Origin of the sequence: Marinobacter maroccanus, assembly GCF_002933275.1 — a bacterium.
GTDB classification, from domain to species: domain Bacteria; phylum Pseudomonadota; class Gammaproteobacteria; order Pseudomonadales; family Oleiphilaceae; genus Marinobacter; species Marinobacter maroccanus.
On record NZ_PSSX01000026.1, the window covers coordinates 45,678 to 67,410 of the forward strand.

The 21,733-nt window shown below is 57.9% G+C and carries 16 protein-coding genes; 8 read left to right on the plus strand and 8 right to left on the minus strand.

Features of this window, described 5'->3' with window-relative positions:
* The first annotated feature begins 515 nt into the window (after nt 1-515).
* From KEHDKFFH_RS18900 to KEHDKFFH_RS18920, 5 genes are all read left to right on the plus strand, one after another.
* Nucleotides 516-1,271 carry a PEP-CTERM sorting domain-containing protein gene (locus KEHDKFFH_RS18900; RefSeq protein WP_104323340.1) on the plus strand — a complete coding sequence of 252 codons (756 nt, stop codon included), beginning with the start codon at nt 516-518 and terminating at the stop codon, nt 1,269-1,271.
* A 301-nt stretch (nt 1,272-1,572) separates the two neighbouring features.
* The gene (aupA, locus tag KEHDKFFH_RS18905) at nt 1,573-2,910 is read left to right on the plus strand and encodes an alkane uptake protein AupA (RefSeq protein WP_104323341.1); all 1,338 of its coding nucleotides are present in this window, start codon (nt 1,573-1,575) and stop codon (nt 2,908-2,910) included.
* A gap of 12 nt (nt 2,911-2,922) precedes the next feature.
* Nucleotides 2,923-6,150: an Ig-like domain-containing domain gene (locus KEHDKFFH_RS18910; protein WP_104323342.1), complete on the plus strand. Its 3,228-nt coding sequence runs from the start codon at nt 2,923-2,925 to the stop codon at nt 6,148-6,150.
* 158 nt (nt 6,151-6,308) lie between these two features.
* Nucleotides 6,309-8,603 (plus strand): molybdopterin-dependent oxidoreductase, encoded by a 2,295-nt coding sequence (locus KEHDKFFH_RS18915; RefSeq protein WP_104323343.1) that lies wholly within the window; start codon nt 6,309-6,311, stop codon nt 8,601-8,603.
* 18 nt (nt 8,604-8,621) lie between these two features.
* Nucleotides 8,622-9,077, plus strand: coding sequence for a DUF2489 domain-containing protein (locus KEHDKFFH_RS18920; protein WP_104323344.1), 456 nt, complete (start codon nt 8,622-8,624; stop codon nt 9,075-9,077).
* Between the two features lie 345 nt (nt 9,078-9,422).
* Here KEHDKFFH_RS18920 and KEHDKFFH_RS18925 read toward each other — a convergent pair whose 3' ends face one another.
* The 3 genes from KEHDKFFH_RS18925 to KEHDKFFH_RS18935 form a co-directional block, all read right to left on the minus strand.
* Nucleotides 9,423-10,787 (minus strand): aminoacyl-tRNA deacylase and HDOD domain-containing protein, encoded by a 1,365-nt coding sequence (locus KEHDKFFH_RS18925; protein WP_104323345.1) that lies wholly within the window; start codon nt 10,785-10,787, stop codon nt 9,423-9,425.
* 151 nt (nt 10,788-10,938) lie between these two features.
* A complete protein-coding gene (gene recG, locus KEHDKFFH_RS18930) occupies nt 10,939-13,014 on the minus strand; it encodes an ATP-dependent DNA helicase RecG (protein WP_104323346.1) in 2,076 nt (691 codons plus the stop codon).
* An 8-nt stretch (nt 13,015-13,022) separates the two neighbouring features.
* Complete coding sequence (locus tag KEHDKFFH_RS18935; RefSeq protein ID WP_053114223.1) at nt 13,023-13,982, minus strand: hydrogen peroxide-inducible genes activator; 960 nt, start codon at nt 13,980-13,982, stop codon at nt 13,023-13,025.
* Nucleotides 13,983-14,058: 76 nt separating this feature from the next.
* On the opposite strand from KEHDKFFH_RS18935, the gene KEHDKFFH_RS18940 reads away from it, so the two are divergent.
* Nucleotides 14,059-14,925 carry an NAD-dependent epimerase/dehydratase family protein gene (locus tag KEHDKFFH_RS18940; protein ID WP_104323347.1) on the plus strand — a complete coding sequence of 289 codons (867 nt, stop codon included), beginning with the start codon at nt 14,059-14,061 and terminating at the stop codon, nt 14,923-14,925.
* Nucleotides 14,926-14,987: 62 nt separating this feature from the next.
* On the opposite strand, the gene KEHDKFFH_RS18945 is transcribed toward KEHDKFFH_RS18940, so the two are convergent.
* The 4 genes from KEHDKFFH_RS18945 to gmk form a co-directional block, all read right to left on the minus strand.
* Nucleotides 14,988-15,374 carry a RidA family protein gene (locus KEHDKFFH_RS18945; RefSeq protein ID WP_064228391.1) on the minus strand — a complete coding sequence of 129 codons (387 nt, stop codon included), beginning with the start codon at nt 15,372-15,374 and terminating at the stop codon, nt 14,988-14,990.
* 78 nt (nt 15,375-15,452) lie between these two features.
* Complete coding sequence (locus KEHDKFFH_RS18950) at nt 15,453-17,594, minus strand: RelA/SpoT family protein (RefSeq protein ID WP_104323348.1); 2,142 nt, start codon at nt 17,592-17,594, stop codon at nt 15,453-15,455.
* Between the two features lie 174 nt (nt 17,595-17,768).
* Nucleotides 17,769-17,981: a DNA-directed RNA polymerase subunit omega gene (rpoZ, locus tag KEHDKFFH_RS18955; protein WP_008169593.1), complete on the minus strand. Its 213-nt coding sequence runs from the start codon at nt 17,979-17,981 to the stop codon at nt 17,769-17,771.
* Between the two features lie 86 nt (nt 17,982-18,067).
* A complete protein-coding gene (gmk, locus tag KEHDKFFH_RS18960) occupies nt 18,068-18,700 on the minus strand; it encodes a guanylate kinase (protein ID WP_104323349.1) in 633 nt (210 codons plus the stop codon).
* 149 nt (nt 18,701-18,849) lie between these two features.
* Here gmk and KEHDKFFH_RS18965 point away from each other — a divergent pair, with 149 nt between their 5' ends.
* Complete coding sequence (locus KEHDKFFH_RS18965) at nt 18,850-19,671, plus strand: RluA family pseudouridine synthase (RefSeq protein WP_104323350.1); 822 nt, start codon at nt 18,850-18,852, stop codon at nt 19,669-19,671.
* Nucleotides 19,672-19,692: 21 nt separating this feature from the next.
* On the opposite strand, the gene KEHDKFFH_RS18970 is transcribed toward KEHDKFFH_RS18965, so the two are convergent.
* A complete protein-coding gene (locus KEHDKFFH_RS18970; protein WP_104323351.1) occupies nt 19,693-20,559 on the minus strand; it encodes a YicC/YloC family endoribonuclease in 867 nt (288 codons plus the stop codon).
* Nucleotides 20,560-20,728: 169 nt separating this feature from the next.
* On the opposite strand from KEHDKFFH_RS18970, the gene rph reads away from it, so the two are divergent.
* Nucleotides 20,729-21,445: a ribonuclease PH gene (rph, locus tag KEHDKFFH_RS18975; RefSeq protein ID WP_104323352.1), complete on the plus strand. Its 717-nt coding sequence runs from the start codon at nt 20,729-20,731 to the stop codon at nt 21,443-21,445.
* The last annotated feature ends 288 nt before the right edge of the window (nt 21,446-21,733 follow it).

Consider the following 21,733-nt stretch of genomic DNA (forward strand, 5'->3'; position numbering starts at 1 on the left):
CTCCCCCCCGGGACTTGGAATCATTTCAGACGTTGTTCGAACGGCCCCTGACAGAACGTCAACCTCCTACATCAAGCAGGCTGAGGGGCTTTCCCAGTATTTCGGCCGGGACACCGCCGAAAACATGGCGGAATCGGGGTTTCCATACTGGGAGCCTTTGCCCGCGAGCCAAATATATAGGCGATGCCGCGAATTCCGATGTAGCCCAGCGCCAAACCTTTCCCGGGCGATTTTCGAAGGTTGAGATCCTTACTGGATTTATTCATTTAAGCGTCGACAAAATTTACAGGTCCTTTCTCCGGACTGTTCTTGTTCTTAAGGAAGTCTTTTAAAGACAATCAGATAAAATTTCTGGCGCGATCTCTGCTTGCCTTGCCTGTGAAATACGGGCTTTTAAGGAATAAAGCCGTCCGAGGCACCATCCTCCAGCATTGAACTCAGGGTTTCAGGAAGCGGTTATGCTCTCAAGGACGAGATGTCCCACTGAACCGAGTAATTGAACGCAGGTGATTGATATGAACAGGGAATTAAAAGGAGTTGGTTTCAGTGCGGTGACCAGTTTGGTTTTGATGTCACACACGAGTTTAAATTCACACTTCTACCGTAAAATGCAAACAATGTTTAAGAAAACCCTACCCATGTTGCCATTCCTTGCTTTTGCAGGAACGGCTCAGGCAGGTCCCATCACCTTCGACTTCTCGTGCGACCCAAGCTTAGGCAGTGATTGCGCCGGGGATGAAGGCGGTTCAATTACCATAGATTATTCCGATAACGGAACTGGCTATACCTATGACGTTTCCATCAACAATGTCTCGACGGATGCACTCGTCACCGGTTTCGGCTTTGATTTCGCGCCAGATTTCGAATTTGCAAATATGAGCAACTTCTTGATCGAACGTTATGATGGCACCAGTTTCGAAGATGTCACCTCCAACTGGAATGTCTCGGAAGGCTCGCAAAGTGTTAGTGCTGGCTCGTCCTTCGACGGTATTTTTCTCGATTTCATTGACTTCGATGCCGACCAGACGGGCAACATCAATCAGTATGCCATCGCCAACTTTGGGGTTTTGGACGCCAGAATCAGCTTCGACTATACGTCGCTGCTGACAGCCAATGGTGCCCTCATGCGACTGCAGCGGACTGGGGACAACGGCGAAGGCAGCCTCAAACTCGTTAACTCGACGGTCACCGTACCTGAGCCGGGTACTATTGCACTCTTAGGGCTGGGACTCCTTGGGCTGGGCGCCAGGCGGCTTTTCACCCGAGCCTAATTGGTAACAAAGGAAATTTTGGCCCCGCGAAGCGGGGCCTTTTACTTGATTTTGAACGTTGACTTCAGTTCTCAAAGCGATCAACCTTTAACACCGCCTACAAAGAGCAGAGAGCCTTATCGTGTCAATATTATTTACAGCGTGACACGATGCTCCATGGTTTTTCCGCCAACGAATCCCGTCAAAAAAGCCAACGTCCCCAAAAGACAAGCCGAATACACTACCTCCTGAACAAAAATACCAGCCGTGTTCACCACCCCACGGCCCGAGTATAAAAACAACGAAGTAATGGAGTGTATCAATGGCTTTTTCCTCCCTTTCCCGGTCAAGGGCACTGTCTCTTGCGATCGCCGCCGCCTCTGTCGGTTTCTCAGTTTCGGTTGATGCCAGTATGGGCAACCTTGGCAACACCTATGGCGTCATGCCGGTGGATGTCGCTACGGCCCAATCCTTGTCCATGTTCAATGATCAGGTGTCAGCCACCTATTACAACCCGGCCTATCTGACCAAAGATGAGCGTGGAGAGCTGACGGCTGGTATTCTGCATGCCGAACAGGAGCTGCGTTCTGCCAACCCGAATGCCAATGGCGACATCCTGGCCAACTCGCCGAGCCAACACGTTCTGATTGGTATGAAAACCAATCTGGGTTCTTTGACTCGCTTCAAGCACCCGATTTATCTGGGTTTTATTGCCGGCGTCGAGAAATACGGCAAGGAAATGCTGGCGTTCGATTCGCAGACCACGGAGAACGGCCAGTTCCTGCAGTACGGTAAAGAGCCCCTGTTCCTGAACATCGGTGGCGCCACGCCGATCTGGCGCGGCATTTCCGCCGGTGCGTCGGTGCGCGTCACACTGGATGCCCAGGCAAACCTTGATGCGGTCTCTACCCTTGGTGGCGAGACCAGCCGCGAGCGGCTTGCGGTCAATGCCGAGCCCTCACTGAAAACCATTCTGGGTACAAACATCGATCTTGGCAGCACGTTTTGCCCAGACAGCGACTGCTTTCTGAATGGCTGGGAGACCGCCTTTACTTACCGCACCAAATCGGCGGCCTCCACCTCGGTGGACTCCAACATCATTGTCACCCAGACCATTCCGGATCCCGGCCTGAGTCTGGCGGTATCCACCATTGATTCCTTCCAGCCGGAAACCTTCGGATTTGGCGCTCAATACAAGGGCGAAAACTGGCGGATTGGTGGCAGCGTGGAGCAGCAGAACTGGTCAGAGCTGGAGAACGAGTTCTCCTCCGACACCATCAAGGATCAACAGTCCGTGGCGCCAGGCAGCCGGATTCAGTTCGACGACGTGCTGATTCCACGGATCGGCGCCGAATATGCTCTTAACAAAAACTTCTCCGTACGCGGCGGCGTTGCCTATGAGGAGTCTCCGCTCAAGTCCACCCGCAATCCGGAGATCAATTATCTCGATACCGACAAGATTGTCGTCGGCCTCGGCTTGAGCGCCACCTACGACCGCACCCGTCTGCTGGCCTACCCCGTCCGTCTGGATATTGGTTACCAGTACCAGCAGCTGCAGGAGCGGGATTTCACCCTGGTGGATTTTGACGGCAACGAAACGCCGGTTACGGCAGACGGCGACGTTCACGTTGTCAGCGGCTCCATCACCCTGAAGTTTTAAGGAGGGCACGCCATGAAGTACAACAAAACACTGGCACTGGTTCCCGCCCTGTTACTGGCCGGCTGTGGCGGCGACGAACAGACCATGAACGAGACGGTCTTTCCCGGCTCGGTGATTTATTCCTATCCGGCTGACGGGCAGGCGGATGTCAGCCCGAGGGCCGACGTCGTTCTGCGCTTCAGCCATGCGGTGACCGACGAGGATGCGGAGCTGCAAAACAAGATTCTGATGGAATCCCAGGGCCAGGCCGTGCCCTTCTCGATCAGCCGGGTTGACGGGGGCAGGAGCCTGAAGCTGTCCCCTACCTCAGAGCTCGACCAGCTTGGCGCCTACACGGTGACCTTTAGCGAGCCACTGATTGCCGAAGGCGGTCGACAGATAGACACCCCCAACGCGGTAGGTGAAGCCGGCATCCAGTTCGAAACCCGGGGCAGTTTCTCCGGTCCGGCGAGCACAACCAACTCGGCCGAGGATTTTGGTATTGCCTGGCAGGTGCCGGCAAACAACAGTCCCTTCGAGGCGATGAACTTCTCTACGTTCCGACTGGCCATGACCCATCCTGTCCACCCCGAGTGGGCCCCCCTCGGCGGTTCGATTCAGCTTCTGGATGGCAACGGCGATGAAGTCCCGGCGACGGTTCTGGTAAAAGGCAACCGGATAACCGTTGACCCCTGTGTGGTCGAGGACCCAAGGGAATGTGGCAGCAAGGCCGACGTTCTGGATACCAACCAGACCTACACGCTGCACTTCGAAAACCTGGCCAGCCTGACAGCGCCGGAAACGGAACGGTTCAGTGAGGAGATCGCGTTCACTCCCCGCGAGACTGGCCCCACAGTCGTACTGCAGCAATCTGCTGTTGATTCAGGCCTGGCGGCAGGCGCTGCGGAAGAGGATGCAACCCGATCGGTTCTGAATGGGCAGATCATCAACGGTGTGACTCTCAATTCAGTACTGCAGGGCGAAGCTGGCCCTTCCCAACAGACCGGCGATCTGTTTGCAGAGCTGGCCTTTGCACCGGCGTTCGAGGCTAATGAGGCACTGCCGTTGCGCATAGCCCGCGGCAGCGTGCTGAACAGCACCAGCCTTGACGTTCTTGTGGGTGGCGAAGTTCCGGTTCTGGATGCCGCCACCGGCCAACTCCAGACCACCGGTAACATCAAAGTCACCATGTTGTCGGATGCCTCCGGCTATCTGAGCCCCAATCCCTATACCGACGACCTGAACGCACCACGGCACATCACGCTGTTTATGGATGTTTCCATGAATACTGAAAATGCCCAGCCCAACGCGGCTCTGTCGCAGGACCTGATGGGGGTGGAACTGCGCGGTATCGCCCTGGTGCAGGATGGGGTGCTGACCATCGACGCCATTGGCATGGTGGAACCCAACCTTCTTGGGCAGGAGTACACCGACTCGACCATCGCGTTCCACCTGCAGGCAGCCACCGATGCCGACTCAGTGCTTGATGCCGAGATGCTCCGTGAACTGGACAGCACACCACCAAGCCTGGTCAGCTGGATGCCCGGCCCGGACAACGCCATTCCGGATACGCGCCAGTCGATGCAGCGCCCCGGGGATCCGGTCATTCTGTTCTTTGATGAGCCCCTTGCCCCGGACTCGATTAATCAGGGAGTCTCACTGATAGCCGATGGTGTTCCTGTCGAGACACTTGAGACAAGACTGGACGGAACTGCCGTAACCCTTAACCCTGGCGATGGTCTGCGCCATGGCGTTGACTACGAAGTCGTCATTGATGGTTTAACCGATCTGGCCGGAAATCCAGCTACCACGGCTCCCTTGCAGTTTTCACTGGCCGATATTGGCGACTCCTCTGTGACCAGGCGCCCTGCCCTTGCCCTGACAACCTATCCCGGTTATCCCTGCGAGACCGACCACAGCCTGCTGGACCTCTCCGCCGGCATACTTGGCCAGTGTTATTCGGATGGGGGTATCGGCGACATTCTGCCAGTCAGCACCATGCCTTCAGATCGCCCCATTACCGTGGTTTTCTCAAAGTCCATGGACCTGAACTCCATCATTCCGGGCGACACGTTTATCGTTGAAAAAGTGAGCCAGGAACCAAATGGCTCCGTCTCGGTTCTTGAAAACGAGGTGCCTGGCCGGCTCGAAAAGAATCTCCAGCGGATACGCTTCTATCCGGACCAGCCCTGGGAGGCCGGCGCGCACTACCGGTATACCCTAAAGTCTTCTGAAGGTGCCGGAACCTGCACGGCTGGAGCCTATACCTCGATTTGCGATTCCGATGGCCTGGCCCTGAAAACCGATCTGCTTGAAGGGTTGGATGACGGCGGTGGCAACAACGGGCCAGATGACATGGTGATCTATTTCACCGGAACCGAACCACTGGACAGCGTGTTCACGCCGCTGCGGAACCTGCCAGTACGCGATACCAACGCCAACTTCCTGGTGGACTGCGACTCCAATACCAATCCGGACTGTCTTGAGCCTTTTGCCCACGAGGGCAGCGACAATGACGGATGGGCCGCTTCAGCCAATTCAACCAAACTGAGGGTCCGTAATAACCAGGCCTCGGCCTCTCCGCCTGTCATCGTTGCCAGCACGGCCGATGCGAGGGTTGGCTGCGAGACCGGTGAGCAGTGCCCCAAGGACAAGTTCATCTACCAGACCTACGCCCTCAACACGGAAGTTGTCGGCCCTGGCGTGTATGAACCAACCGGCGATGAGGGGATTCTGGTGAACCTGTATCCCACGCAATTGGCGACCACATCGATCAGTGTGTTTACAGAGCTTCGGGTTTTTGGATTTATCCCACTTCAAGAAGAGTCGATTACCAATACCCAGGTCCTCCGCATGCGCTATGCCAAGGACGACCCGGCGTGTTCGGGCCCGGGGTGCAGCCGCTCCGGCCTGATTCCCGGCGTGATAACCGAAGGTGAGGATGGCCAGCCGGTCTTCAAGACCCGCGCCGAACTGATGCTCGATGCGCCCGACATGGAAATTCCGTTGGGTGGCCGCCACGATCTGTATGGTCGTGAATTTGTGCTTGAACTTGAAGGTAACATCACCTTCTTCGATGACGGCCGGATGCAGATTGAGCAACGCAACTCCAACCTGGTCGACATTAACGTTCGGGCGCGAGCCCTGGGTGTTCCCGGTGGTGAAATTGTGACGATTGACCTGCCCCTGCAGATCCCCGAACAGGGCGTCTATCTCAACTTCATTTCCAATCCGGTCAAAGAAATCCCGGCTGAGCCGTAAAAGGCCCTGAAACCTCTGCAAAGGGCCAACCTTCGGGTTGGCCCTTTTTGCACCGGGTACAACCGAGGGTTATTTCCCCCTCCAAGTCATTTACTGCTAATCTGGTTGCAGATTGAAACCGCTATAGCAAAACAACAAGCCTTCAGGAGAAGCCCTTCATGGAAAACGGCACCCACTATCGTACCTGTCACCTTTGCGAGGCCATGTGCGGTGTCGCGATCGAAATGGAGGACGGCCGGATTGCCTCCATCAAGGGTGACGAAAATGATCCATTGAGCCGGGGACATATTTGCCCGAAGGCGGTTGCTCTGCAAGACCTGCACGAGGATCCGGACCGCCTGAAGAAGCCTGTCCGTAAAACCGAAACGGGCTGGCAGGAAATGGAGTGGGACGAGGCCTTTGATCTGGTCGCGGAGAAACTCCATCAGACCCGTCAGGACCACGGTCGCAACAGCATCGGCGTGTACCTGGGCAATCCGAACGTCCATAACCATGGCTCTCTGGTTGCCACCATGCCGCTGCTGCGGGCCATCGGGACCCAGAACCGGTTTTCAGCAACTTCTAACGATCAGCTGCCCCACATGCTGGCCAGCCTGGAGATGTTCGGGCATCAGGTTCTGTTTCCGATTCCGGATATCGATCACACGGATCTGTTTATCTGCATCGGCGCCAACCCCATGGCGTCCAATGGCAGCCTGATGACGGTTCCGGACTTCCGCGGGCGACTCAAGGCCCTGAAACAGCGCGGCGGCAGGATGATCGTGGTTGATCCACGCCGGACTGAAACCGCCAAGCTGGCCGACGAGTTTCACTTCATCCGGCCGGGCAGCGATGCCTTGCTGCTGATGGCCATGGTGCACACATTGTTTGAAGAAGACTTGGTGGATCCCGGCCCGGCCGAGAGGCTGGTGAAAGACGTCGACCTTCTGCGCCTGGCCGCCATTTCCTTCACCCCTGAAGCTGTCAGCGAGCACACCGGCATCGCTGCGGAGGACATCCGGGCACTGGCCCGTCAGCTAGCCACAACCCGGAAGGCGGCACTTTACACTCGCATGGGCACCAGCACCCAGACATTCGGCGGCGTTGCTACCTGGCTGGCCTACTGCCTCAACATCCTGACAGGCAAACTGGATCTTCCGGGCGGCGTGCTGTTTTCTCAGCCGGCCATAGATCTGGTGGAACTGGGCGCCATGGCCGGGCAAAAAGGCCACTTCGGCAAGCGCCACAGCCGTGTGAAGGGATTACCCGAGTTCGCCGGCGAGTACCCGGCCAGCACCATGGCCGATGAAATGCTGACTCCCGGCGAGGGGCAGATCCGGGCCTTTGTCACTGTTGCGGGGAACCCGGTGCTCTCCAGCCCCAACGGGCGACGTCTGGAAGAAGCCCTCGGCGGCCTCGGTTTCATGGTCTCGGTTGACTATTACCTGAACGAAACCACCCGTCACGCGGATATCATCCTGCCACCGACCGCAGCCCTGGAGCGCAGCCACTACGATCTGATTTTCAGTATGTTTGCGGTGCGCAATGTCGCCAAATACAGCGAAGCGCTGTTCGATGCCGGCCCGGATACCCGCCATGACTGGCAGATCTTGCTGGAACTGGCCCACCGGCTGGAAAAGATCCGGAAAGGCGGGCGGCTACCCCTCCGCACGGAGCTGGGCTGGCGCGCTTTCAAGCAGATTGGCCCGGATCCCATTCTCGATCTGCTACTGCGCACCGGCCCCTACGGCGCCGATGCCGGGCGCGCGCGCGGATTGCTGCAGCCAGCCGTTGATCTGGTGATGGACATTCTGCCGAAACGACACCTGCTTCGTGGACTGGCCAAACTCAGCCCTCTTAACCGAAGCTGGCAGGAACTACCAAAAGGGCTTTCCCTGAGCGCGCTGAAGGATAACCCGAACGGTGTCGATCTTGGGCCACTGCAACCATCCCTGCCGGAGCGACTTTTTACCCGCGATGGCAAGATCAACCTTGCGCCCAGGCGCTACCTGGACGATCTCGGCCGGCTGCACGATGCACTGGCTGCGCCGACCGGAGACTCCCTCCAACTGATCGGCAGACGCCATGTCCGCAGCAATAACTCCTGGATGCATAACAGTCAGCGGCTGGTTAAGGGCAAGGACCGTTGCACCCTGATGATTCACCCCAAGGATGCCAGCCGTCTGGCTTTGCAAGCCGCTGACTCTGCGGAAATAACATCTGAATCCCGGCAGATTGTTTTACCGGTGGAGATTACCGAGGACATTATGCCGGGCGTGGTGTCGATTCCCCATGGCTGGGGCCACGACCGGGACGGAACCGGCCAGTCGGTGGCGGCTGCACACGCTGGCGCCAGCATCAATGACGTACTCAGCGACGGCAATATTGATCCGCTCTCCGGGACTTCCGTATTGAATGGGCAGCCTGTTGCTGTCAAAGTCTGGCGCCCGGAGCGCCAACGTAAACGGGCCTGATTCAAAGAGGAGCCGAAAATGCCCCAGTGGCTGCAGTGGAGTCTGATTATCGCCGGCCTGGTTGCCATCATACTTTTGGCAGTGTTTATACGCCGTCAAATGCAATTGCTATCGGAAAACCGCAAGCGGCAGGCCAAGGCTGAGGAGTTCCAGACGAACCGCAGAAAAGACATGATCCGCAGTGTTCGTGTCATCGCTATGGCGGTTGAAGAGGACCAGATCGAGTACTCGGAAGCCTGCCTGAGACTCAAGGGCCTGCTGGACCACATTGCCCCGGAGTTGCTGGAGCAGGCGCCTTTCAGGGTTTTCCAGGAGGTTCATGACCAACTGCAGCATATGCCCACCCACAGGGCTCGGCAGGCAACAGAAACGAAGTTCGTGGATAAAATGGACAAGGAACGGTTTGAGGTTGAGCAAAAGCACGCCGACGCGATTCGCCGAGCGGCAACCGCCATCCGACACCATTCCTTTTAGGCTTTGCGCTGGCGACCAAGTACACAGTGCAACTGGTCAGACCTTATTTTTGTAACAGTTTGTAACTGAAATAGCAGTAAAACAGATATTTTAGCTCAACAAATCAAAAGGTTCTGTCGACCTGAAAAACTGACACTCTGCTCATTCCTTCCCGGTTACAACTATTGACTTTTCTTTTTTCCATCAGGGTCTAAATTGAAAACAGGGAGGCACCTATCATCTGCGGAAGGTGCCACCTAACGTTGTTTTCTCCTGATAAGTTTGGACGACACTGCAATAAAGCGGGTGAGCTTGCCGGCCTTGGGGCCGGCTTTTTTTGGGGGATTTTTCGGAAAGAGGCTCCCGCTACTGGCTCATCATGCCTGCCATGGCCATGACACTGTCCTTGCTGTTAACCAGCTCGTCGAACTGTTCCTCGACCTGTTCCCGGTTGAGCCCCAGCTCGTCATAAAACGCCTGTCTGACGTCTTCGCCCGCACCCAGAGCCACACCCCTGGCAGTCAGCAACTGGCGGCCCAGCCACAGCAACCGGGCATAGACGCTGTGACTGCCATCGTAGGAGGGGTTCTTCTGATAGCGTATTGCCAGGGTGACCTCATCCGGCATACCCCAATTCTCCATCAACTGGGCTGCGATCTGTTCCCGGGTGATCCCAAGCAGATAGTGCTCGGTCACAGAGGAATCGATATCAGGATTCACTTCCAAAGAACGGCAAACCAGCTTGAAATGAGGTGGGAACACCTGCGCAAGGACCAGATGACCAAAGTTATGGAGCAGTCCACCAAGGTAGGCAAGACCGAACACTGGCCGCTCGCCACGGGGCATCATGCTAGCCAGGATACCCGCTGACTGGGCCTGCCAGATTGCCTGTTGCCAGTAATCCACGTAGCCCTCCGGGTGATCCTGGGGCTGCTTGAGCGCCCGCCCGAGAGAAAGCCCCATGGCCAGGTTCATGACCAGATCGAATCCGAGCACCCGGGAAACCGCGTCGTGCACCGACTTTACCTGACCTGCTGCCGCATAGAATGAGGACGAGGCCCAGCTTACAACCTGCGCCGCGAGGCTCGGGTCGCTCTCGACAATATCTACAAGGTCACCCATGACAGCGTTGGGATTGACCCGAAGGTGGATAATTCGCTGGGCGGTTTCCGGCAGCGGCGGCAGCTCCAGGGTATCTTCCAGTCGTTGCTGTATTCTCAGGCCGGTGAATTTCTTGATGGCGGAATGGAACTGGTCCCGATCCCTGCCGTGGTCGTCAAGGTTAACGTTGATGGATTCCGGCGCAACGGCGAAGGAGCGTCTATCAGCCTTGGCTGTCAGGGCCCGGAAATCCTCTGCTGGCATGACCATCGCAAGGTTCTGCTCGCCCAATTCAAGCGCAACGGCGGGCAAGTCATCCACACGCTCATCTACCACGGTTGGCCAGCCTGTCAGTGATGGCAATGCCGGGAGCGCCTTGAGGCCCGCCCTTTCCCGAACGCGCAACTGTTCGCGGCGCTTCATTAGGCGCAGATCACGGCCCAGTTGTTTGTTCAGTTGTTCCAGGTCAATCAGATCGTCGCGGCGGCAGATTACCTGGAGGTTCCCTTGCTCATCACTGAGCAGAACCATTCGCAACAGTTCTTTCTGGCTCGCCTGGCCTGCATCCCTCAGGGATACGCCGGCTGCGGTATCACCCAGAGCCTGCTGAACTGCGACAGGTAATTCCATATATTTCTCCCGAATATTGCTGTTTTCCGTCGGATAACCCGAACCTGAAAATCACACTGAGTTCAGTATAGGGCAAAGAAATGACCCTGACGTTGACCGAACTCTATTTCCAAACCGCTTTCATACGCACTCAGTGACCAAATGGACGTCTCTAGACATCGCCGTAACGCGTTCTGTCACCAAGCCATCGCCTAACGAGAGCGCGGACAACCTCCGGGTGAGCCATCAGGCCTGGCGCCATTTCCCGAACTGGCTCGATCCAGCCCTTGTCGCGCTCAAAGTCTGCCAGCCGAAACTGCATCATACCGGTTTGCCGGGTGCCCAACACCTCGCCCGGCCCTCTTATTTCCAGATCTTTCTCGGCGATAAAAAAGCCGTCCTGACTGTCCCTGAGCGCCTGCAACCGGGCCTTGCCATTGGCGGACAAAGGCGGGTGGTACATCAGGACACAGAAACTGGCCTGCTCGCCCCGGCCAACACGACCACGAAGCTGATGCAACTGCGCCAGCCCAAGGCGCTCCGGGTTTTCAATGATGATCAGCGATGCGTTGGGCACGTCCACCCCAACCTCAATGACAGTGGTAGCAACCAGCAGATCCAGCTCGCCGACTTTGAACTGTTCCATTACCGCCGCCTTTTCCTGGGCCTTCAAACGCCCGTGCACAAGCCCCACTTTCAGATCCGGTAATCGCTCGGCCAACTCCTGGGCAGTGACTTCTGCTGCCTGGCACTGCAGGGCTTCGGATTCCTCGATCAGGGTACAGACCCAGTAGGCTTGCCGGCCTTCCCGACAGGCGCCGCGGACCCGTTCGATCACATCTTCCCTGCGACTGTCGGGAATCACGATGGTTTCGATCGGCTTCCGCCCTGGCGGAAGTTCGTCAATCACCGAGGTATCCAGGTCGGCATAGGCGCTCATGGCCAGGGTACGGGGAATCGGTGTTGCCGTCATGATCAGCTGGTGAGGCGCCAGGGAGCCTCCCACGCCCTTTTCCCGTAGGGCGAGTCGCTGGTGAACACCAAAGCGGTGCTGTTCATCCACGATCACTAGGGCAAGACGGTGGAACTCCACATCCTCCTGAAACAGGGCATGGGTGCCTATCACCACTCCGGCATCGCCCGACTGGACCGCTTCCAGCGTTTCAGCCCGGGCTTTGCCCTTAACCTTTCCGGATAGCCAGGCCAGTCGAATGCCAAGGGGTTCCAGCCATGCCCGGAAATTCTGGAAGTGCTGCTCGGCAAGAATTTCGGTAGGTGCCATCAACGCCACCTGGGCACCAGCGCCAATGGCCTGCAATGCCGCCAGCGCCGCCACCACTGTTTTTCCGGAGCCGACATCGCCCTGGACAAGCCGGAGCATCGGCAGCGGCTGGCTCAGATCCTGACGAATGTCAGCCAGCACATGACGCTGGGCACCGGTGAGTGCGAACGGCAGGGAGTCCAGGAAACGCTCGGGCAGGTCACCCGTGGGCAGGAGTGGTAGCGCTTCGCGGGCCTGGATCTGCTCACGCACCTGCAGCAGGCTCAATTGGTGCGCCAACAGCTCTTCCATCACCAATCGCTGTTGCGCGGGGTGGCGTCCTTCCATCAACTGGTTTACGGGCGCGTTGGCAGGTGGAGAATGCACCAGTTGGACAGCTTCGGTGATTCCGGGCAACTGGTATTCGGCCAACAATCCCTGCGGTAACCAGTCCTTGATCGGGAATCGCTGGAGATAGCCCAGGGCCTGCTGACACAGAGAGCGCACCCGGGGTTGCTGAATCCCCTCGGTAAGAGGATAAACCGGCGTCAGGGTTGCCTCACCTTCCGACGGCATGGGCGGCGGGTTCACCTGGTACTCGGGGTGGTAAAACTCATACCCTGCGCGGCCAGGACGAACCTCGCCAAAGCAGCGAACCCTGGCGCCTTCGCTCAGCTGGTTTTTCTGGGCGGCGTTAAAGTGAAAGAAGCGCATGACCAGAAAGCCGCTGCTATCCCGAAGGGTCACCTGCAGGCTGCGCCTGCGTCCCATCACGAGATCGGCTTTCATCACCTCCCCTTCCACCACAGCGACGTCGCCAATGCGAAGACTTCCCATGGGTATAACGCGGGTTCTGTCCTCATACCGATGTGGAAGGTGAAAGAGCAGGTCCTGCAGGGAGACAATGCCCAGCTTGGCGAGCTTCTCGGCCAGGGCGCTTCCTACGCCCTTGAGCTGGGTGACCGGAATGTCATCCAGTGACGTCATAGGCAGGCTCAGGCGCTTTCAGCCACAACCGGTGTATCCGTTTTCGCCTTTTCAATTACACGGCACTGGCTGGCAGCCAGGGACAGCACATCAATAGCCTTGGGCCGCGGGAAAGTAACCCGCCAGGCCAGGGCCACCGTGCGGAACGGCACCGGAGGCGCAAACGGCCGGACTGCCAGGATGTCTTCATGGTACTGCATGGCCGTGGCGGCCGAGAGCGGCAGTACGGTAATGCCCAGGCCGGAAGCCACCATATGGCGAATGGTTTCGAGGGAACTGCCTTCGGTGACCAGAGCCGGTGAACCATTATTGGCCCGATGCGTCACGGCCTCCACCAGTGGTGGACAGGATTCCAGAACCTGGTCCCGGAAACAGTGGCCCGGCCCGAGCAGAAGCAATTGCTCCTTGGCCAGTTCGTCCGCAGTCAACTGTTCCTTACTGGCCAGCGGATGCCCGGCCGGCAGCAGAACAACAAACGGTTCATCGTAAAGCGGCAGGGTAACCACTTCCGGCTCCTCGAACGGCAGAGCAATAATAATGGCGTCCAGCTCGGACTGCCGGAGTTTCTGCCTCAGGTTCGCGGTGTAGTTCTCTTCAATGTAGAGGGGCATCTCCGGGGCGGCACGCCTGAGTTCCGGCAGCAGGTGCGGGAACAGGTAGGGGCCAATGGTGTAGATGGCGCCCACTTTCAGAGGTGAGTTGAGCTGGTTCTTGCCATCCTGGGCCATGTCCTTGATCAGGCCGACCTGGTCGAGGACACGCTGGGCCTGTTCGATAATGCGCAGCCCGGTTTCGGTGACACGGATGCTGCTTTTGCTTCGTTCAAAAAGCGGTATACCGAGCTCGTCTTCCAACTTTTTAACAGCAACGCTGAGCGTTGGCTGACTGACATGGCAACGCTCTGCAGCCCTGCCAAAATGCCTTTCGCGGGCCAGCGTAACGACGTATCGTAACTCGGTGAGAGTCATGGTGAGCTCCGGTCAGAAAGATGCGGGTCGAAGTTTCACGAATTTATGAGGTAAAGCATAAGGATTGAAATTGTCTATGGCAATCACTGAAGGTAGTAAGGCGCGCCGAATTCTGGTGGCCGGTTGCGGCAAACTCGGGGGCACCATTGCCACCCTACTGACAGCCTCAGCCACGGTGTACGGCCTGCGCCGGAACCCGGACCGTGTTCCCGACGGCGTTGAAGGTATCGGCGCCGACCTGACCCGGCCGGAAACACTCACCGGTAAGTTACCGGAGGGACTCGACATCGTTATCTATTGCCTGACGCCCTCCAGCTACGATCAGCAGGGGTATCGGGATGCCTACGTGACGGGCCTGGCAAATTTATTGGAGGCCCTGGGTGGTCAATCCCTGAAACACCTGTTCTTTGTGAGCAGCAGCAGTGTCTACTCACAGGATGACGACAGCTGGGTGGATGAATCCAGCCCCACGAAACCGGCCCGGTTCAGCGGCGAGCAGGTCCTGGCTGGCGAGCAGACCGCGCTCGAAAGCGGCCACCCGGCGACCATCATCCGCTACAGTGGCATTTACGGGCCGTCACGGCGGCGTTTTCTTGAGGAGGTCCAGGAGGGACGCATGAATCCGACGAAGCCAGCACCGTTCAGCAACCGGATTCATGAAGAGGATGCAGCAGACGCGGCAGCCCACCTGGTGAAACTGGCACTTTCGGGAGCGACACTGGAAACCTGCTACCTGGCCAGCGATTGCGAGCCGGTGAGGCTTGATGAGGTAGTAGACTGGGTCCGGCAGCAAACACCCTGTGCCGAGCCACAGCCGGATGCCCGTAAAGGCGGACGGGCCGGCAGTAAACGCTGCAACAACAAGAGACTGCTGAGCACCGGCTTCCAGTTCCGCTATCCGGATTTCCGGGCCGGCTACCGCGCCATGATCGACCAGGGCTGAGCCTACGGCATTAAAAAAGGCGGCCCAAGGCCGCCTCTTCTGAATCCTGGTGTCATCAGGTCTTAGCTGAGCACCATAACCGCTTCCATTTCAATGGGCACACCCTTGGGCAGCGCCGCGACGCCTACCGCCGCTCGGGCCGGATACGGTTCCTGGAAATAAGTGGCCATGATCTCATTGACCGTGGCGAAATTGGCCAGGTCAGTCATGTAGATGTTCAGCTTCACAATATCCTTCAGCTCACCACCGGCGGCTTCGCAGACAGCCTTGAGGTTATCGAATACCTGCCGGGTCTTGGCAGCGAAATCGCCGGCGACCACTTCCATGGTTTCCGGTACCAGCGGAATCTGGCCAGACAGGTATACAGTATCCCCCGCCTTTACCGCCTGGGAATAGGTGCCGATCGCCTGGGGCGCATTCTCGGTCTGAATTACGGATTTGTTGGTCATGACCCTCGATTTCCTCTCTTCCAAAACGCCAATCGTCGCTTTTGCGGAGCGCGCCTGTCAACCGGGCTTTGGTCGGGTTCAGTGCCGCACGCGGCTGATGTGGGTAATCGCACGAATGTTGCGGATTCGCCGCATCACCCGGGCCAGGTGACGGCGACCATTCACATGCACCACCAAACTGACCACGCCAAAGCGGGCATTCTGCTCTTCCACGTTGATGCGCTCGATGTTGCCGTCAGCCATGGCAACGGCGTTGGCCATCTCGGCGATCACACCTCGCTGGCGCTCCAGCTCTACCCGCAACTCCACGGAAAACTCATCGGTAATGTCCTTGGCCCACTTCAGGTGGGTCAGGCGGGCCCGGCCTTCGTCGTCCTCGGGCAAACGGGAACAGGTATCGGAATGGATCACCATGCCTTTGCCGGAATCCATCACCCCGACCACCGGGTCTCCCGGAATGGGCTTGCAACAGCTGGCGAACCGTACCAGAAGCCCTTCGGTGCCGCGAATGGTCACGGGACTGTGATTGCCGCCCTCAATGTCTCTGGGTGCCTCACTCGCCTCAGCAACCTCGGAGCCGCTGGCGAGCTGACGGGCAACCAGATAGGCCATCCGATTACCCAGACCGATGTCACTGATCAGATCATCAAAACTGTTGACCTGATTGTGATTCACCACCGCCTGCTTCTGGGCGTCGCTGATCTCAGAAAGTTTGGCCCCAAAGCCCTTGAGGGATTTTTTCAGCAGTGTGCGGCCAAGCTCCAGCGATTCCGCGCGCTTCTGGCTCTTGAGCACATGGCGGATACTGCTGCGCGCCTTGCCGGTCACCACAAAACTGAGCCATGCCGGATTGGGCCGGGCACCCGGCGCGGTAATGATTTCGACAGTCTGGCCACTCTGCAGAGGCTGACTCAATGAACCAAGATTGCGGTTGATGCGACAGGCAACGGTAGCATTGCCAATATCCGTGTGGATGGCATAGGCAAAGTCCACCGGCGTTGCCCCGCTGGGCAGTTCCATGATGCGGCCCTTGGGAGTGAACACGTATATCTCATCCGGGAACAGGTCGACTTTCACGTGCTCGATAAACTCCATGGAGTCATCGGCCCGTTCCCGCATCTCCATCAACCCCTTCACCCAGCGGTCCACCCGGGCCTGATTCACGCTGGTGACGCTGCTGGGCTCATTCTTGTACATCCAGTGGGCGGCGATACCGTTATTGGCGATATGCTCCATCTCCTCGGTACGGATCTGGATCTCAATGTTCACGTGCATACCGAACAGGGTGGTGTGAATGGACTGGTAGCCATTGGCCTTGGGCATGGCAATGTAGTCCTTGAACCTGCCCGGCAGGGGCTTGTAGAGGCTGTGCACGGCGCCCAGGATGCGGTAACAGTCGTCTTCGGTGTCGGTGATGATCCGGAAGGCATACACATCCATGATTTCATGGAAGGACTTATGCTTGAACTTCATCTTGTTGTAAATGCTGTTCAGGTGTTTCTCCCGGCCCAGGATCCGGCCCGGCAGGCCGCGCTCTTCCAGCTTCTCCTGCAGTTTGCCGCGAATGTCCTCGATGATCTCCCGGTGGCTACCACGGAGCTTGTCCACCGCCTTGGAGATGTACTTGGAGCGCATCGGATACAGGGATGAAAAGCCCAGATCCTCAAGCTCGGTGCAGATTGAGTGCATACCCAGACGGTTCGCGATGGGGGCGTAGATATCGAGGGTTTCGGTGGCAATGCGCTGGCGTTTTTCATAGGGCATGGGGCCGAGGGTGCGCATGTTGTGCAGGCGGTCCGCCAGCTTCACAAGAATCACTCGGATGTCCCGCGCCATGGCCAGGGTCATTTTCTGGAAGTTTTCGGCTTGGGCTTCCGCCCGGGAACGAAATTCTATCTGGGTCAGTTTGCTGACCCCGTCCACCAGCTCCGCCACATCCTCGCCGAACTGTTCCGCCAGCGCATCCTTGGGAATACCCGTGTCTTCGATCACATCATGGAGCATGGCTGCCATCAGGCTCTGATGGTCCAGCCGGAGGTCGGCGAGGATATGGGCAACGGCCAGGGGGTGGGTGATGTAACGGTCGCCGCTCTTGCGCATCTGGCCCTCATGGGCCTGCTCGGCATAATAATAGGCCCGTCGCACCTGGTTGATGCGATTGGTATCAAGGTAGGAGCTGAGCTCTCGAGCCAGTCCTTCAACCGTAGCCTCTGCCGACACCGCGCCTCCACGACTTCATGAAATTCAGGGACAAAAAAACCCGAATGCACGCATCCGGGTCCTTCCAGAGTCCTTCCAGCAACGTTCCATAGTTACACTATAAAACCGCGGGGACAGATTTCAATGCTTCTCACTTGCGGACAGGTACTTATATACCAAACATACGCAGATGAATTACTCGTCGTCTTCTTCCTTGAGCAGATCACGAGTAATCTTGCCTTCGGCAATTTCGCGCAGGGCGATGACCGTAGGCTTATCATTCTCTTCAGCCACCATCGGCTCGGCACCCTTGGTAGCGAGCTGACGGGCACGCTTGGTAGCCAGCATTACCAGCTGGAAGCGGTTATCAACGTTTTCCAGACAATCTTCAACGGTAACTCGTGCCATAACTTCCCCGACTCATAAAATGACTGTTTCAGCAGACCGCACAGTTTACTGTGGCCGGTTCAATTTGTATACAGGAAAACCCCGTATCAGCCCGGGCCGGACAACCCCGACAGCAGAACCCGGTGCCTTGGCTGCTGCACTTCCATACGCAGGCGCTGGGCGCGGACAATGGCAAGCAGATCCCCGAGGGCAGCACTGAAGTCATCGTTAACCACCAGGAAATCGAACTCCACCGCGTGGCGGCACTCCTCCTCGGCCTCTGCCAGACGGCGCTCTACCACCTCCGGAGCATCGGTGCCTCGACCTATCAAACGCTCTCGCAACACTTCGGGCGAAGGCGGCACGATGAAAATACTGACACACTCGGGAATCAGTCGACGCACCTGCGCGGCACCTTGCCAGTCAATCTCCAGGATCACATCCTGGCCCTTTGCCAGAGTTTCCCGGACCCAGACCTGGGAGGTGCCATAATAGTTGCCGAAGACATCGGCGTGCTCCAGGAAATCGCCCCGGGCGATCATCGCCTCGAACTCGGGCCGACCGACAAAATGGTAGTTTACCCCGTCCTGCTCACCCTCTCGCATGGCGCGGGTGGTATGGGAGACGGACACACCGAGCTTCTCGTCATTGCGGAGCATTTCTGCCACCAGGCTGGTCTTGCCGGCACCGGATGGCGCGGAGATAACGTACAGAGTGCCCTGCTCAACTGCCTGATTCATAACCCGAGAACTCCAAACCTGGACGCGACGGCCGCGCTTTCCGACCGGTAAAGCACGGAATTATACGGACTTTGGCAAAACACCGCACCCCACGAGGGCGCCAGCTGATACCATTTGCCTATTATTCCGTTCAGTGACTGCAAGATTCCATGCGAACCACCATTGATATCACCCTGAAGCAAGCCAGCAAAGCCATAGACGCCCTGAGCGAGGCGTCGCCAGAACTCTCCCGCCAGAAAATCAAGGATGCCATGGCAAAGGGCGCCTGCTGGTGGACTCACAAGGGCAAGCGCCTTCGGCTACGCCGCGCTACCAGGGAACTCAAGCCGGGTATCCGGCTGCAGCTTTATTACGATGAGAAGGTATTGGCGAGAAAACCGGAGGATCCGGTTCTGCTGGAGGATCTGGAACGCTATACGATCTGGTTCAAGCCTCATAACCTGCTGGCCCAGGGCTCACAGTGGGGTGACCATTGCAGCCTGCTCCGCCTGGCGGAAGTCCGGCTCGAGCGGCCATGCTACCTGGTCCATCGGCTCGACGCCGATGCCGCCGGGCTGATGCTGATTGCCCACGACCCGAAAGCGGCTGGCGCCCTTTCCCAGCGCTTCTCGGGCCGGACGATGACCAAACACTACAAGGCTCGAGTGACCGGCTTGATGGACGCTCAGGACCAGGTCGTTGATGCGCCTGTTGAGGGAAAACCGGCGGTCAGCCATGTGTCGACGCTGGAGAAAAACGAAGAAGAGCAGACCTCCCTGGTCCAGGTCAGCATCGAAACCGGCCGGAAACACCAGATCCGGCGCCACCTGGCTGGCCTGGGGCACTCAATCATCGGTGATCGCCTGTATGGCCGCGCCGCAGGGGTGCCCTTACAGCTTCTAGCCTTTCACCTCGAATTCGACTGCCCTCTGAAAAAACGCAAAATGGTGTTCGAGCTTCCAACAGAACTGGACACCCTGAAACAGAACTGACCACCACTGCAGAAGCCTGGATTATTCCAGGTTCTGCACCTGCTCCCGCATCTGTTCGATCAGCACCTTCAGGTCAACCGCAATGCGGGTGACGCCAGCATCAATACTTTTGCTGCTCAGGGTATTAGCCTCCCGGTTCAGCTCCTGCATCAGGAAGTCCAGCCGCCGGCCAATGGCATCGTCGCTTTCGAGAGTGTCGGTCACCTCGCCAATATGGGCGTCCAGTCGATCCAATTCTTCGGCAACATCGCTCTTCTGGGCCAGCATAACCATCTCCTGGGCCACCCGCTCGGCATCCAGCTCCACTTTCGCTTTTTCAAATCGCTCCCGAAGCGTTTTCTCCTGGGCTTCAAGCAATTCCGGCATACGTTTACGCACGTCGGCGACGAGATTGCCCATGGTGTTGAGACGATCCTCAAACAGTGGCCGCAGGCGCTCACCCTCACGCTCACGTACCGAAGCGAGTTCGGCCACGGTCTGCTCGAACAGGCCGACAGCGGCGTCCCTGGCAGGACTGTAGTCCTGCTCGGGCACTGACAACACTCCCGGCCAGCGGAGAATATCCAAGGCATTGATGTGGGCCGGATTATCCAGCATCCGGTTAATATGATTGGCTGCCTCGTTCACCGCCTGGGCCATATCCTCGCTGATCTCGAAGCTCTGAGATCCCTTCTCTGCCGATTGCAGGCGCATGGAAACATCCACCTTGCCCCGTTTCAGCTGCTTTCTCAGCTCTTCCCGAAACCGGTTCTCCAGCTCCCGGAACGCATCCGGCAGCCGGAAGGAAGGCTCCAGATACCGGTGATTCACAGTCCGGATTTCACAGGTCAGCGTACCCCAGTCTCCCTGGACGTCCTTGCGGGCAAATGCGGTCATACTTCGGATCATGTCGGCTCCGCTCATGGTTGATGATCAGCAATCGAGTTTAACAGGCTCTTAACAGCTACGGCGAACCGGACAAAAGCCCAACCCCATCGTGTTACACTGACCGACCTTTTTCACAAACGTTCGACCGGGACACGCGCCCGGACATTCAATACTGACTTCAGGAAACACTATGCGTCCAAGCGGCAGAACGCCCGAGCAACCCAGAGATGTTCGAATCACCCGCAACTACACCCGTCACGCCGAAGGCTCCGTGCTGGTGGAATTCGGGGACACCAAAGTTATTTGTACCGCCTCCGTCGAAAACAAGGTTCCCCCATTCCTGAGGGGTGAAGGCAAGGGCTGGATCACCGCCGAATACGGCATGCTGCCCCGCTCCACCGGCAGCCGCATGGGCCGGGAAGCCGCCCGCGGCAAACAGGGTGGCCGCACCGTCGAAATCCAGCGCCTGATTGGCCGCTCCCTGCGCGCCGCTGTTGATCTGACCGCCCTCGGCGAACACTCCATCACGATCGATTGCGACGTCATCCAGGCCGATGGCGGCACCCGTACCGCTGCGATCACCGGCGGCTGCGTGGCCCTGGTAGATGCACTGAACCATCTGGTCGCCGAGAAGCGCCTGCAGAAATCTCCCCTCAAGCAGATGGTCGCCGCGCTGTCGGTCGGTGTTTATAAGGGCACGCCGGTGGTGGACCTGGACTACCCGGAGGATTCAGAAGCCGAAACCGACATGAACGTGATCATGACCGATCAGGGTGGCTTCATTGAAATCCAGGGAACGGCAGAGGGTGCGCCGTTCGACCAGTCAGAACTGGACAGCATGCTGACTCTGGCCAAACAGGGTATTGAGCAGTTGTTTGAGATTCAGAAGGCGGCGCTGGCTAATTAAGCTTGTCGCCCGCGCGTCCGGAGGAGGAAACCTTTCCGGTGCACAGTGTCGGATTACGGCTTACGCCTAATCCGACCTACGGCCTGTTCAGCCCACCCCAAAGTCCGGGGCGCCTGTGTGGCGATGCTTCCCCAGACTGTTGAGGGCCAGGGACGGCCCGAAACAAGCGCACATGGGTGAGGCCGAGCGCCTATGAAGCGCAGCTTCATGCGACAGGCGAACGACTGCAATCTGAGATTGCAGGCTGGACCCCGCAGGGGTGCTCGTAGCGTGTCTGGGGAAGCATTG

Bases quoted from the DNA above. Each gene is read 5' to 3' on its own strand.
- KEHDKFFH_RS18900 (WP_104323340.1), top strand. From the start codon at position 516: ATGAACAGGGAATTAAAAGGAGTTGGTTTCAGTGCGGTGACCAGTTTG.
- aupA (WP_104323341.1), top strand. From the start codon at position 1,573: ATGGCTTTTTCCTCCCTTTCCCGGTCAAGGGCACTGTCTCTTGCGATC.
- KEHDKFFH_RS18910 (WP_104323342.1), top strand. From the start codon at position 2,923: ATGAAGTACAACAAAACACTGGCACTGGTTCCCGCCCTGTTACTGGCC.
- KEHDKFFH_RS18915 (WP_104323343.1), top strand. From the start codon at position 6,309: ATGGAAAACGGCACCCACTATCGTACCTGTCACCTTTGCGAGGCCATG.
- KEHDKFFH_RS18920 (WP_104323344.1), top strand. From the start codon at position 8,622: ATGCCCCAGTGGCTGCAGTGGAGTCTGATTATCGCCGGCCTGGTTGCC.
- KEHDKFFH_RS18925 (WP_104323345.1), bottom strand. From the start codon at position 10,787: ATGGAATTACCTGTCGCAGTTCAGCAGGCTCTGGGTGATACCGCAGCC.
- recG (WP_104323346.1), bottom strand. From the start codon at position 13,014: ATGACGTCACTGGATGACATTCCGGTCACCCAGCTCAAGGGCGTAGGA.
- KEHDKFFH_RS18935 (WP_053114223.1), bottom strand. From the start codon at position 13,982: ATGACTCTCACCGAGTTACGATACGTCGTTACGCTGGCCCGCGAAAGG.
- KEHDKFFH_RS18940 (WP_104323347.1), top strand. From the start codon at position 14,059: ATGGCAATCACTGAAGGTAGTAAGGCGCGCCGAATTCTGGTGGCCGGT.
- KEHDKFFH_RS18945 (WP_064228391.1), bottom strand. From the start codon at position 15,374: ATGACCAACAAATCCGTAATTCAGACCGAGAATGCGCCCCAGGCGATC.
- rpoZ (WP_008169593.1), bottom strand. From the start codon at position 17,981: ATGGCACGAGTTACCGTTGAAGATTGTCTGGAAAACGTTGATAACCGC.
- gmk (WP_104323349.1), bottom strand. From the start codon at position 18,700: ATGAATCAGGCAGTTGAGCAGGGCACTCTGTACGTTATCTCCGCGCCA.
- KEHDKFFH_RS18965 (WP_104323350.1), top strand. From the start codon at position 18,850: ATGCGAACCACCATTGATATCACCCTGAAGCAAGCCAGCAAAGCCATA.
- KEHDKFFH_RS18970 (WP_104323351.1), bottom strand. From the start codon at position 20,559: ATGATCCGAAGTATGACCGCATTTGCCCGCAAGGACGTCCAGGGAGAC.
- rph (WP_104323352.1), top strand. From the start codon at position 20,729: ATGCGTCCAAGCGGCAGAACGCCCGAGCAACCCAGAGATGTTCGAATC.